The organism is Aureivirga sp. CE67 (genome assembly GCF_015767245.1).
In the GTDB taxonomy this organism is placed as follows: domain Bacteria; phylum Bacteroidota; class Bacteroidia; order Flavobacteriales; family Flavobacteriaceae; genus Aureivirga.
Genome location: NZ_JADOTV010000003.1, coordinates 42622 through 55715, shown reverse-complemented (window position 1 = coordinate 55715; position 13094 = coordinate 42622). Strand labels below are relative to the sequence as shown.

Genomic DNA, 13094 nt, shown 5'->3' with positions numbered 1-13094 from the left:
CCTTGAAACACTTAATTATATTATAAAATCTACTTAATAATATTACAAATATTTTATAGCTTCAAGTCCACTTAATACTAGAACAAATTAATATATTTGGCAAAGTTCAAAAAATACATTTATGAATAAAGCAATTGAATCTTTAAGAGAAGCACTTAAGTTTTCTCCAAATAATATTCCGCTTAAATTACATTTGGCTCAAACTCTTTATGATTTTAATTATCTGGATGATGCAGAAATTGAATTTCAGGAACTTATAAAACTTGAAAATAATGAGACACATACTTTAGGTTTGGCTAAAGTTTTTTATGCTAAAAAAGAATTTGGAAAATGTACTGTTATTTTAGAAGACATTTTTCAACCTGATACTAAAAATATTTCCATTTTAGAACTATATACCAAAACACTTATTCAAGAAAATAACCTTGATTACGCCGCTGAGGTTTATAAAATCATTTTAGGTATTGATCGAACTTACTCAGATGAATTTATAGATTCTCATTTACGAGTTAGGGCAGAAGGTCCAACAAATGAAGAAATTTCTGAAGATGTGAATCAAAATCTTTTTATGGAAAAACCTTCTATTAATTTTCATAATGTTGGAGGTTTAGAACATGTAAAAAAAGAGATTGATTTAAAAATTATCAAACCTCTTCAGCATGCTGAATTGTATAAACAATATGGTAAGAAAATCGGTGGAGGAATTTTACTTTATGGTCCTCCTGGTTGTGGAAAGACTTTTATGGCAAAAGCTACAGCTGGAGAAATTAATTCTAAATTCATCAGCGTTGGTCTAAATGATATTTTAGATATGTGGGTTGGTTCTAGCGAAAAAAATCTTCATGAAATATTTGAAACTGCTCGTGGAAATAATCCTTGTGTTTTATTTTTTGATGAAATCGATGCGCTAGGAGCAAGCAGAACAGATATGCGTCAATCTTCTTCTAGACTTTTGATTAATCAATTTTTACAAGAACTTGATGGTGTTGTGAGTAATAATGAAGGGATTTTAGTTGTTGGAGCTACAAACACGCCTTGGCATCTAGATGCTGCTTTTCGTCGTCCAGGAAGATTTGATAGAATCATTTTTATTCCACCACCAGATACGAAAGCTCGTGAAGCAATTTTTAAACTAAAACTTGCAGGAAAACCAATTGAAAATATCGATTATGAAATTTTAGCAAAAAACACCAAAGAATATTCTGGTGCAGATATCGAAGCAGTAATTGATATTGCAATTGAAGAAAAACTGACTCTGGCTATGGAAGAAGGAATTCCAAAACCTATGTCAACAAAAGATTTAAAAAAAGCAATTAAAAAACATAAACCTTCTACAAAAGAATGGTTTGTTACAGCAAGAAATCATGCTTTGTACGCAAATCAATCTGAATTATATGATGAAGTTTTATCTTATTTAAACATAAAAAAATAAATGATTGATACTAATTTAGAAAAAGTTCAAATATTAATTCAGCAGCAAAACTTTGAAAAAGCAAAAGAGATGCTTAGTTCAATTTTAAGTCAAGAACCAACAAATATTGATGCCTTGATTTTTTATGCTCATGTTTTAATGCAAATTGGTGAAACAGAAAAAGCAACACAAGTCATAAATAATTTGATTGAAACTGCTCCAGATTTACCAACTGCTTTTTATTTAAAATGTCAAGTAGAAGCGCAAAAATTAGAATTTGATCAAGCAGAAGCAAGTATTTCGGAAGCAATTAATCTAAATCCAGAAGAAGCGGATTATTTCGCTTATTGGGCAAGTATTAAATTGGTTCGAAAAAAATACGAAGAAGCTCTAAAATTGGCAGATCATGCTTTAAGTTTAGATGCGGAACATATTCTTGCTTTAAATGTTCGTTCGAATGCTTTAACGAAACTAAATCGAAATGTAGAATCTTTTGATACTATCAAAGAAGCTTTAAATGAAGATCCAAATAATTCTTATACGCATTCAAATTATGGATGGAATCTTCTAGAAGCTGGAAAACCAAAAAAAGCTTTAGAACATTTTCGTGAAGCTTTGCGTTTGGATCCTTCAAATGAACATGCAAAGAGTGGAACCATTGAAGCCATGAAAGCAAAATATTTCTTGTACAGAATGTTCTTGAAATATATTTTCGCAATGGGTAAATTGTCTGCTAATCTTCAATGGGTTGTAATTATCGGTTTTTTTATTTTACAAAAAGTAATCGCCAATGTTTCGGTTTCTAATCCAGAAATGGCTCCTTATTTAAATCCGATACTTTATATCATGATTTTCTTTGCAATTTCAACATGGATTTTGACTCCAATAAGCAATTTAGTTTTAAGACTTAATCCTTATGGAAGATATCTTTTAGACAAAGAAGAAATTATGAGTTCTAATTTGGTAGGAGGTAGTTTAATAGTTTTTCTTATTGGTTTGATAGGAAATTTTATAACACCTTTTCCAATTTCAGAAACATTTTTCGCTATCGCTTTTTTTGGATTTTCTATGATGTTACCAATGAGTTCATTTTTAAGCGAAGATAAAAAAGGAATTGTTTTTTATGCAACGATTGCGCTAGCAGCTCTTGGAATTTTCACGATTTACTTAATAAATGAAGTAGGAACGATAAATATTAAAATGTCAACTTACTATATTTATGCGTTTATCGGATATCAATTTTTAGCGAATGCTAGAGTTATAAGAAAAAATAATTATTAATTTTTTAATAAGGGCAAAACCCATTCTTCGATAAATCTCGAAATGGGTCGGGCTATTCGTTACAAGTTTTTATTTTTTGAAAAAGAATTTCTAAGAAATACGTGGGCTTCTAAGGTCGCCTCCGTTTTCAAAGAACTTCTAAATTTTCAAAAAAAGAAAAAGCTTTCCACTACTATCCCTTTTGCAAAAAAAATAAAAAAGGAGCAATATTGCTCCTTTTCTTATGCTGTGATTTTTTCAACTTCAGATTTCTGAGATACTTTATCCAAAAACTTCAAAACTTCATTTAGATAATTCTGTCCTCCAATTTCCCAAACATTTAAATGATTTGCTCCTTTGATTTCTAGAAACTCATTTTGTTCGTTTTTCAAAGTTTCAAAATTTGCTTTACCATATTTCATTTTTATTCTTTTATCTAAATCTCCATGAACAACTAAAATTGGTTTTTCAATTTTTTTACAAGAATCAATAGGCTTCGAAAAATCTGGATTAAAATCAGCAAACTTTCCATATCTCTTTATAAAATATTCTGTAATTGGGTAAACGTCAAAACCTAAATGGAATTCAAAATAATCATGAACAATTTGTCTGAAATTTGAAAAAGTACTTTCTATAACTCCAAATTGAATTCTTTCATCAATTTCCATAGTTTGCAAAGCAACAGCTGCTCCAAGCGATTTTCCCCAGATTCCGATATTTTCTTTGATATTATATTCTTTATCTATAAAATCTAAAAGAAACTGAATATCCTTTTTTTCTTTTACACCATATGTGGAATATTTCCCTTGACTTTCATTGTGCGCTCTTAAATCAAAAGCAATTGTGTTATATCCATTTTGATTTAAAAATTTAACGATGAAATCATAAATCATTCTTCCAGATCCAATTCCGTGTAAAAGAATAATGGTTCCTTTTGTTTCTTTGGAATTAGAATAAGAGATTTTTCCAGTCAGCATCAATCCATCAAAAGAAGTAAAATGAAATTTGTTTTTTTCTTTATTGTTTAAAATATCTTTTTCTGAAATATCAAACATTCGTTCTTGCCCGATAAATCTCGGCATAATGAAATGAAAAAATATTCCAACGAAAACTATGAATAGAATAATTATTTCCAGCATGAAAAAAGTGATTTTGTATTTACTATAATTTACGAAAAATAGAAATGAAATAATAATCTGTTTTCCGTGATTTTCTGGCTTAGGGATTGCAGCGGCATCCTTTTTTGCTTTTCTTCATGAAATTGGTCTAGCAAAAAAGATATAGCGGAAAGCCCGACCTTTTCATGAGTTTCTTAAAACGAAGGAAAAGGGAAGCCCCAAAGATAAAAAGAATTAGAAAATAAAAAATCCTTCTAGTGATAGAAGGATTTTGATGGTTTTATTTAGCTTCGACTTCGCTCAGCTACCTTATATTTTTTGTTGAAACCAAATTAAGAGCAATTTATTAATAAACACAACCCTTAATCCCCTCTCGAGAGGGGAAATTTAGATTTCAATTGAAATTTGATTTCTTAGAATATCTTCGATATTTTCTCTTTTACGAATTAGGTGATCTTTTCCTTTATAAATTAGAACTTCAGCAGGTCTGAATCTTGAATTATAATTCGAGGCCATAGAGAAACAATATGCTCCAGAATTATTGAAACATAAAATATCTCCTTCTCGAATTTCGTTAATTCTGCGATTAGAACCAAAAGTATCTGTTTCACAAATGTACCCAACAACCGAATAATATCTTTCTTTTCCGTTTGGATTTGAAATATTCGAAATATGGTGGTAAGCATCATACATCATCGGACGAATCAGATGATTGAATCCAGAATCAACTCCAGCAAAAACAGTGGAAGTTGTTTGTTTTACAACATTTACTTTTGCTAAGAAATATCCTGCTTCACTTACTAAAAACTTTCCAGGCTCGAACATCAATGTAACGTCTTTACCATATTCTTTACAGAAATTATTGAATTTCTTAGACAGCTCTTTTCCTAATTCTTCTATATCCGTAGAAATATCACCTTCTTTATAAGGAACTTTGAAACCAGAACCAAAATCGATAAATTCAATATCTGGGAATTGTTTTGCAACATCGAATAAAATCTCTGAAGCTTGTAAGAAAACACCGATATCTAAAATATCAGAACCAGTATGCATGTGCACACCGTTGATAATCATATCTGTGTTTTCAACAACTCTTTTGATATGTGGAACTTGGTAAATAGAAATTCCAAATTTTGAATCGATATGACCAACAGAAATTTTAGAATTTCCTCCAGCCATAATATGCGGATTTAGACGAATACAAACTGGAATTGTAGGGTAGTGGTGACCAAACTGTTCTAATACGGATAAATTATCAATATTAATTTGCACACCCATTTTTGCCACTAATTCGATTTCTTCAAGAGAAACTCCATTTGGTGTATAAATAATATCTTCTGGTTTAAATCCAGCTTCTAGTCCCAAAAGTACTTCTTGGTAAGAAACTGTATCTAAACCAGAATTTAAACTTTTGAAAACTTTTAATACACTAACATTTGATAATGCCTTGGTTGCATAATTAATCTTCAGCTTTTTTACACTTGAAAATGCCTTGGTTATGCGTTTATACTGTTTTATAATTTTTTCCGAATCATAAACATATAATGGACTATCGTATTTTTCTGCTAATGCTAGTAAAAGTTCTCTTTTCATTTTAATAAATTATTATTTGTTATATCTTTCAGCTGTAATTTGTGCGATTTCCACAATTACATCTGTTGCTTGTTGAATTGCCTCTGCTGCAACATATTCATATCTACCGTGGAAGTTGTGACCTCCAGCAAAAATATTTGGACAAGGTAAACCTTTGTAAGAAAGTTGCGATCCATCAGTACCACCACGAATTGCTTTAATTAATGGTTTGATATCTAATTTCTTCATTGCTTCTTCTGCGATATCTACGATATGCATTACTGGCTCGATTTTCTCACGCATGTTGAAATATTGATCTTTGATTTCAACTTCAATTAAATCTTTACCTAATTCTGCATTTAAATCGTCAGCGATTTTTTGGAATAAAGCTTTTCTTTCTTCGAAAAGTTTCATGTCGTGATCACGGATGATATATTTTAATTCCGTTTTCTCAACTTCTCCACTCATACCATGTAAATGGAAGAAACCTTCATATCCAGTAGTTTGCTCAGGAACTTCATTAGCTGGTAAAGCAGCGATGAATTTAGCAGCAATCGTCATAGAGTTGATTAATTTTCCTTTAGCGTATCCTGGGTGAACAATTTTACCGTTGATAGTAACTTTTGCTCCAGCAGCGTTAAAGTTTTCATACTCTAATTCTCCTACCTGAGATCCATCCATTGTATAAGCCCACTCTGCGTCGAATTTCTCCACATCAAACATGTGTGCTCCTTTTCCAACTTCTTCATCTGGTGTGAAACAAATTCTGATTTTTCCGTGTTTAATTTCTGGATTTTGGATTAAATATTCCATTGCAGAAACAATCTCTGTAACACCAGCTTTGTCATCAGCTCCTAATAAAGTTGTTCCGTCAGTCGTTATTAAAGTTTGACCTTTATATAATAATAAGTCTTCGAAATACTCTGGTGATAATACGATATTTTCCTCTTCGTTTAAAACGATATCTTTCCCATCATAATTTGGGTGTAATTGAGGTTTTACATTTGTTCCTGTAAAATCTGGACTTGTATCAATATGTGCTACAAAACCAATTGTTGGAACTTCATGATCTACATTTGAAGGAAGTGTTGCCATGATATAACAATTTTCATCAAGCGTTACATCTTCCATTCCAATTTCTTTTAACTCATCAACTAAAATATGAGCTAAATCAAATTGTTTTTGAGTACTTGGAAATTCTGGATTATTTGGGTCAGACTGCGTGTCTACCTTCACGTATTTTATAAATCTGTCAATTATATGTTGCATGTTCTTTTAATTTTGAGCAAAATTAATTAAACAGTGTGAAATAACAATAAACCTCATAAAAAAAAACAAATTGTTAGATATTGTAATTTTTTAATAAAACAGCATATTTGGTATTGTTTTGTATATGTTAAAAAAAACTTAAAAATTTTATTCACAAATAATATTATTGGGTGTTTATTCGATAATTTTCAGTCTTAATAAAAAAGTATATTATCTAACATTTTAACATAAGATACTGAATTTCAATTTAAAAAAACAATCAAAATTATTAAAACATAAGAAAACAGTTTTTTAACAAAAAATATAATAATTCGAGTTGTATTAACTTTTGGTTTTAATATAGAATCTAGAGGGGATAGAACCCTTTTTTCATTAACTATTTTTTAGTATGTTTGTACAAATCCTAAAAACACTTAGATAACTTTCTAAGAAACCCTAAATTTTAACTTATTGTAACGTTTTCAATAATTATTAACAATCACGTTAATCTATACAATTATGGTTACAATTAACAACCCAGCTTTTGATCAGTGGGACGAATTATCAAAAAGACCTCTATTAGATATTAAAAAAACTGAGAAATTAGTTTATCAAATTTTCTCTGATGTTCAAAAAGATGGTGATAGCGCATTAAGGAAATACACAAAATTATTTGATAAAGCTGATATTTCAGATTTAAAAGTAAGTGCAGAAGAAATTAACGATTCTATTGAATTAGTAAGCGATGAATTAAAATCGGCAATTTTATTTGCTAAAAATAATATTAGAAAGTTTCATGTAAACCAACTATTAGAAAAAGATGTCATTGAAACATCTAAAGGAATTCATTGTTGGCAAGAACCAAGAGCTATAGAAAAAGTAGGTTTTTATATTCCGAATCAAAAAGCACCTCTTTTTTCTACGATATTAATGTTAGGAATTCCTGCAATGGAAGCAGGTTGTGAAGACATTATTTTATGTACACCGCCTGATGAAAACGGAAATATTCATCCAGCTATTTTATTTACCGCACATATTGTTGGAATTACTAATATATATAAGGTAGGAGGAATCCAAGCAATTGCAGCCATGTCTTTTGGTACGGAATCAATTCAGAAAGTATTCAAAATATTTGGCCCAGGAAATCAATATGTAGCTGCTGCAAAACATTATGCTTCTTCTTTAGGAGTTGCGATAGATATGCCTACGGGACCCTCAGAGCTTCTTGTAGTAGCTGATGAAAAATCTAGAGCTAATTTTGTTGCTTCAGATTTATTATCTCAATTAGAACATGGCGAGGATAGTCAAGTTGTATGTATTTCTAATAATTTACAAAAACTTGAAGAAATCAAAGAGCAAATAAACATCCAAATTAAAAACATGGATAGAAAAGAGATTATCAAGAAATCTCTGAAACACTCAAAATTTATTTATTTTTCACAAATTAAAGACGAAATCAATTTTATAAACTATTACGCTCCAGAACATATAATATTAAACGTATCTAACGAAGATATTTATACAAGCCATATTACAAATGCAGGAACTGTATTTATAGGAGAATATACTCCAGAAAGCGCAGGTGATTATGCAACTGGTACTAATCATACTTTACCAACGAATGGTTATGCTAAAATGTACAGTGGAATTAGTGTAGACTCTTTTATTAAAAAGATAACGTTCCAAAAAATTAATAAAGAAGGTCTAAAAAACATTGGTCCAGTCATAGAAATTATGGCAGAGGCTGAAGGCTTAAAAGCTCACAAACACGCTGTAGCTATAAGATTGAACACTTTATTTGAAGATTAATAAAAAATATTTTCCATGGTAAATAAATTTGTATACATTTGTAGCAGATATAAATTAACATAACATGAAAAATATTTTTAAAACATTAGTTTTTACATTAGTTTTAATCATCTCTTTTAATGCAAGTGCGCAAAACAAAGAAGTAAGTACTTCAAAAAGTAGCTTACAGTGGGTTGGTCATAAATTAACAGGAAAACATGAAGGAAACATTAATTTAGAATCAGGAAATTTAGAGTTTGATAATTCTAAATTAGTAGGAGGAAGTTTCGTGATTAACATGGAGTCTATCACTTGTACTGATATGAATGGAGAATATGGAGATAAATTAGTAGGTCACTTAAAAAATGATGATTTCTTCTCAACTGATAAATTTAAAACTGCTTCATTTGAAATTACTGAAGTTCGTGAAATTAAAAATAACTCATACGAAGTAACTGGAAATTTAATCATTAAAGGAATTTCTAGACCAAATACTTTTACTATGAATGTTACTCCAACTTCTGCGATGGCTAACATTAAAGTGGATAGAACTAAATATGGAATCAAATATAAGTCTAAGAGCTTTTTCGATAATTTAGGAGATAAATTTATCTATGACGAATTTGATGTTATTGTAAACTTGAAGTTTTAATATTTAACAAAAAATACATTATTATACAAAAAGAGGATGTTTTTAACATCCTCTTTTTTTTATTTGTAAATTTGTAAAAAATTAATGTCATAGAATAATGAATTGGGATTTACAGAATTTAGAAAAGAATTATTTAAAAAAATATAAAGAAAATTCAATTGAAGGTTTATATATAAGACAAGAAGAAATCTTACCATTGATAAAAAATCTTTCAACAGAAATCTTCAAAATTGAAAATATTGGAAAGTCATTTGAAGAAAGAGATATTTATAAAGTATCATTTGGTACAGGTTCTAAAAAAGTATTGATTTGGTCTCAAATGCACGGAAATGAAAGTACAGGAACGAAAGCTCTTTTTGATTTTTATAATTTTATTTCTAATCCTGGAAATCTAGTAGAATTAAGAGATCAACTTCTTGAGAATTGTACATTTGAAACTATTCCAATGTTAAATCCTGATGGGGCTGAAGTATACACTAGAGTTAATGCTCAAAATATAGACCTAAATCGTGATGCAGTAAATTTAAAAGGTTCAGAAAGTAAAATACTAAGAACAGTTTTAGATAATTTTAATCCAAAGTTTTGTTTTAATCTTCATGATCAAAGAACAATTTTTAATGTAGAAGGAACAGAAAATCCTGCTACTATTTCCTTTTTAGCACCATCTATTGATGAGAGTCGAAAATTGACTGAAGGAAGAAAAGAAACAATGAGTGTTATTGTTTCGATGAATGAATTTTTACAAAAAATAATCCCTAATCATGTTGGTCGATATACAGATGAATTCTACCCAACAGCTACTGGAGATAACTTCCAAAAGTTAGGTCATAATACTATTTTAATCGAAGCTGGGCACTTCCCAGAGGATTATTCTAGAGAAAAAACACGTGAATTCAACTTTTATAGCCTTGTAATTGGGTGTATGGACATAGCAATTTCAGAAATATTCAATAATTTTGAAAAATATTTTACTATTCCAAATAATGATGATAAGTTTCTAGATGTAATTTATGAAAATGCAAAATTAAACACTGAAGATGAGATTATTCATAAAGAAATAGGTGTTTTATTTACGTATAATGTAAAAAAATCTAAATTAATTAAAAATCAAAAAATTATTGAATTATCAAATAATCATCAAAAAATGGCTCACAAAAGGATAAACTTACAAGGAAAAATTATTTTTTAACAAAAAAATGAATTATTTGTAATTTTTTTAGCGTTTATTCTCTAATTTTTTAATTAAATTTGTCGTGACATTATATTATAATATTAATAATTCATTATGAAGAAGTATATTTTAGATGAAATCGATCATCAAATTCTTGATATATTGATTGAGAATGCGAGAACTCCATTTACTGACATTGCAAAGAAGTTAGTTGTATCAGCAGGAACTATTCACGTTCGTGTGAAAAAAATGGAAGAGGAAGGAATTATTATGGGTTCTACATTAACTCTAGATTATGAGAAAATGGGATATTCATTTATCGCTCATATCGGTGTTTACATTGATAAAACATCAAAATCTAAAGAAGTTATTGCAGCTTTAAGAAAAATTCCTAATGTAACGATTGCTTATATTACTGCAGGTAAATACAATATTTTCTGTAAAATTAGAGCAAAAGATACAAATCACGCGAAAAATATCATTTTCCAAATTGATGATATCGATGGTGTGATCAGAACAGAAACAATGATTTCTTTAGAAGAAAGTATTAACGACAAGAAAAGATTAATGCACTCAATTTTTAGAGAAATTTAATCAATTTCTTATTGAAATCTTTTTTCTATTGAAGAATAAAAAAACCTTATCAAAAAATGATAAGGTTTTTTTATTTTATATAATAATTTGCATATTTTTGAAATTAGTTAAATATTTAAAATTATTATCAAATTAACCAAAAACGAACACAATTAAATGAAATATAATCGTCAAAATTTATCAGATGATTTATTAATATCACTATATAAATCTCTTCTTAAACCTAGATTAATTGAAGAAAAAATGCTAATTCTTCTACGTCAAGGTAAAATTTCTAAATGGTTTTCTGGAATAGGACAAGAAGCTATATCAGTAGGGATCACTTCTGTTTTACATAATGATGAATATATACTCCCAATGCACAGAAATCTTGGGGTATTTACCACTAGAAACATACCTTTACATAGACTTTTTTCTCAATGGCAAGGAAAAGCAAATGGGTTTACAAAAGGTAGAGATCGATCATTTCACTTTGGTACACAAGAATTTAATATTGTTGGAATGATTTCTCATCTTGGTCCACAACTTGGAGTTGCTGACGGAATTGCTCTTGGAAATTTATTAAAGAAAAATAAAAAAGTTACTGCTGTATTTTCTGGTGAAGGTGGAACTAGTGAAGGAGATTTTCATGAGGCACTTAATGTTGCTTCAGTTTGGAATCTACCAGTTTTATTTTGTATTGAAAATAATGGTTATGGACTTTCAACACCAACTTCTCAACAATTTAAATGTGAGAATATTGCAGATAAAGGAGTTGGTTATGGAATGGAAAGCCATATTATTGATGGAAATAATATTTTAGAAGTTTATTCAAAAATTTCTGAAATTGTTGAAGATGTTAGAGAAAACCCTAGACCAATTTTATTAGAATTCAAAACCTTCAGAATGCGTGGGCATGAAGAAGCGAGTGGAACAAAATATGTTCCTAAAGAATTAATGGAAGAATGGGGTAAAAAAGATCCAATCGATAATTTCTTAAAATTCTTATTAGATGAAAATATCTTGACTGAAGAACAAGATTCTACATTTAATAAAGAATTTAAAAAAGAAATCAATGAGAATTTAAACATCGCTTTTTCAGAAGAACCAATTGAAGCGTGCTTAGAAGAAGAGTTAAATGATGTTTTCAAATCTTTTGATTATAATTCTGTTGAAGTAAAACCTAATGATTCAAAAAAATCAAAAGTTCGTTTTGTAGATGCAATTTCAAATTCTTTGAATCAATCTATGGAAAAGCATGATGATTTAGTGATCATGGGACAAGATATTGCTGATTATGGAGGTGTGTTTAAAATTACCGATGGATTTTTAGAAAAATATGGTAAAGAAAGAGTTAGAAATACACCAATCTGTGAATCATCAATTGTTGAAGCTTCTTATGGTTTATCAGTAAATGGTATGAAAGCTGTAATGGAAATGCAATTTTCTGATTTTGTTACTTCAGGATTTAATCCAATAGTTAATTTATTAGCTAAATCAAATTATAGATGGGGACAAAATGCTGATGTAGTATTAAGAATGCCATGTGGAGCAGGAGTAGGAGCCGGTCCATTTCACAGTCAAACAAACGAAGCTTGGTTTACAAAAACTCCTGGTTTAAAAGTTGTTTATCCAGCATTTCCTTATGACGCAAAAGGACTTTTAGCAACTTCAATTGAAGATCCAAATCCAGTGTTATTCTTTGAACATAAAGCTTTATATCGTTCAGTTTATCAAGAAGTGCCTGAAGAATATTACACATTACCATTTGGTAAGGCTGCTAAAATTAAAGAAGGAACAGACATTACAATTATTTCATACGGTGCAGGAGTTCATTGGGCATTAGATTCAGATTCTATTAAACATAATAATATCTCTGTGGATTTAATAGATTTAAGAACTTTACAACCATTAGATGAAAATACAATTTATGAATCTGTTAAGAAAACAGGTAAAGTTATCATTTTACATGAAGATACTATGTTCGGAGGTATAGGTTCAGATCTTTCTGCTATGATAACTGAAAATTGTTTTGTATTTTTAGATGCACCTGTGAAAAGAGTTACAAGTATTGAAACACCAATTCCTTTTACAACGAATTTAGAAAATCAATATTTGCCTAAAAATAGATTAGAGGAAGAGATTGAGAAATTATTGAATTATTAAATATCTCAATATAAACTAAATTTATAATATAGTTTTTATTTATAGAAACTTATCAGAGTAGTTGAATTTGACCTAGAAATTATATAGCTTAGCTAGGTCAAATTCTTTAAATAGGTGATGAGAAGTAGAATTTAT

10 protein-coding genes are annotated in these 13094 nt (G+C 29.2%); 7 read left to right on the top strand and 3 right to left on the bottom strand.

Annotated features, from left to right (window positions below; translation table 11 throughout):
- Positions 1-121 precede the first annotated feature (121 nt).
- The gene (locus I0K12_RS06150) at positions 122-1432 is read left to right on the top strand and encodes an AAA family ATPase (protein WP_196886220.1); all 1311 of its coding nucleotides are present in this window, start codon (positions 122-124) and stop codon (positions 1430-1432) included.
- Entirely contained in the window at positions 1433-2692 is a 1260-nt protein-coding gene (locus I0K12_RS06145) for a tetratricopeptide repeat protein (RefSeq protein WP_196886218.1), read from the top strand.
- 221 nt (positions 2693-2913) lie between these two features.
- Here the strand turns inward: I0K12_RS06145 and I0K12_RS06140 are convergent, their stop codons facing one another.
- From I0K12_RS06140 to pepT, 3 genes are all read right to left on the bottom strand, one after another.
- On the bottom strand, positions 2914-3810 hold the full coding sequence (locus I0K12_RS06140; protein WP_196886216.1) for an alpha/beta hydrolase: 897 nt from the start codon (positions 3808-3810) through the stop codon (positions 2914-2916).
- A 366-nt stretch (positions 3811-4176) separates the two neighbouring features.
- A complete protein-coding gene (lysA, locus tag I0K12_RS06135; RefSeq protein WP_196886214.1) occupies positions 4177-5382 on the bottom strand; it encodes a diaminopimelate decarboxylase in 1206 nt (401 codons plus the stop codon).
- A 12-nt stretch (positions 5383-5394) separates the two neighbouring features.
- Positions 5395-6630, bottom strand: coding sequence for a peptidase T (gene pepT / locus I0K12_RS06130; RefSeq protein WP_196886212.1), 1236 nt, complete (start codon positions 6628-6630; stop codon positions 5395-5397).
- 498 nt (positions 6631-7128) lie between these two features.
- Here pepT and hisD point away from each other — a divergent pair, with 498 nt between their 5' ends.
- From hisD to I0K12_RS06105, 5 genes are all read left to right on the top strand, one after another.
- Positions 7129-8418, top strand: coding sequence for a histidinol dehydrogenase (hisD, locus tag I0K12_RS06125; RefSeq protein ID WP_196886210.1), 1290 nt, complete (start codon positions 7129-7131; stop codon positions 8416-8418).
- Positions 8419-8482: 64 nt separating this feature from the next.
- On the top strand, positions 8483-9049 hold the full coding sequence (locus I0K12_RS06120) for a YceI family protein (RefSeq protein ID WP_196886208.1): 567 nt from the start codon (positions 8483-8485) through the stop codon (positions 9047-9049).
- Positions 9050-9146: 97 nt separating this feature from the next.
- A complete protein-coding gene (locus I0K12_RS06115; protein ID WP_196886206.1) occupies positions 9147-10238 on the top strand; it encodes a M14 metallopeptidase family protein in 1092 nt (363 codons plus the stop codon).
- Between the two features lie 96 nt (positions 10239-10334).
- Entirely contained in the window at positions 10335-10814 is a 480-nt protein-coding gene (locus tag I0K12_RS06110; protein WP_196886204.1) for an Lrp/AsnC family transcriptional regulator, read from the top strand.
- Between the two features lie 156 nt (positions 10815-10970).
- Positions 10971-12959 carry a thiamine pyrophosphate-dependent enzyme gene (locus I0K12_RS06105; RefSeq protein WP_196886201.1) on the top strand — a complete coding sequence of 663 codons (1989 nt, stop codon included), beginning with the start codon at positions 10971-10973 and terminating at the stop codon, positions 12957-12959.
- The last annotated feature ends 135 nt before the right edge of the window (positions 12960-13094 follow it).

Excerpts from the sequence above, each read along its gene's own strand:
- I0K12_RS06140 (WP_196886216.1), bottom strand. The coding sequence starts at position 3,810 with ATGCTGGAAATAATTATTCTATTCATAGTTTTCGTTGGAATATTTTTT.
- I0K12_RS06110 (WP_196886204.1), top strand. The coding sequence starts at position 10,335 with ATGAAGAAGTATATTTTAGATGAAATCGATCATCAAATTCTTGATATA.
- hisD (WP_196886210.1), top strand. The coding sequence starts at position 7,129 with ATGGTTACAATTAACAACCCAGCTTTTGATCAGTGGGACGAATTATCA.
- lysA (WP_196886214.1), bottom strand. The coding sequence starts at position 5,382 with ATGAAAAGAGAACTTTTACTAGCATTAGCAGAAAAATACGATAGTCCA.
- I0K12_RS06105 (WP_196886201.1), top strand. The coding sequence starts at position 10,971 with ATGAAATATAATCGTCAAAATTTATCAGATGATTTATTAATATCACTA.
- I0K12_RS06115 (WP_196886206.1), top strand. The coding sequence starts at position 9,147 with ATGAATTGGGATTTACAGAATTTAGAAAAGAATTATTTAAAAAAATAT.
- pepT (WP_196886212.1), bottom strand. The coding sequence starts at position 6,630 with ATGCAACATATAATTGACAGATTTATAAAATACGTGAAGGTAGACACG.
- I0K12_RS06120 (WP_196886208.1), top strand. The coding sequence starts at position 8,483 with ATGAAAAATATTTTTAAAACATTAGTTTTTACATTAGTTTTAATCATC.
- I0K12_RS06145 (WP_196886218.1), top strand. The coding sequence starts at position 1,433 with ATGATTGATACTAATTTAGAAAAAGTTCAAATATTAATTCAGCAGCAA.
- I0K12_RS06150 (WP_196886220.1), top strand. The coding sequence starts at position 122 with ATGAATAAAGCAATTGAATCTTTAAGAGAAGCACTTAAGTTTTCTCCA.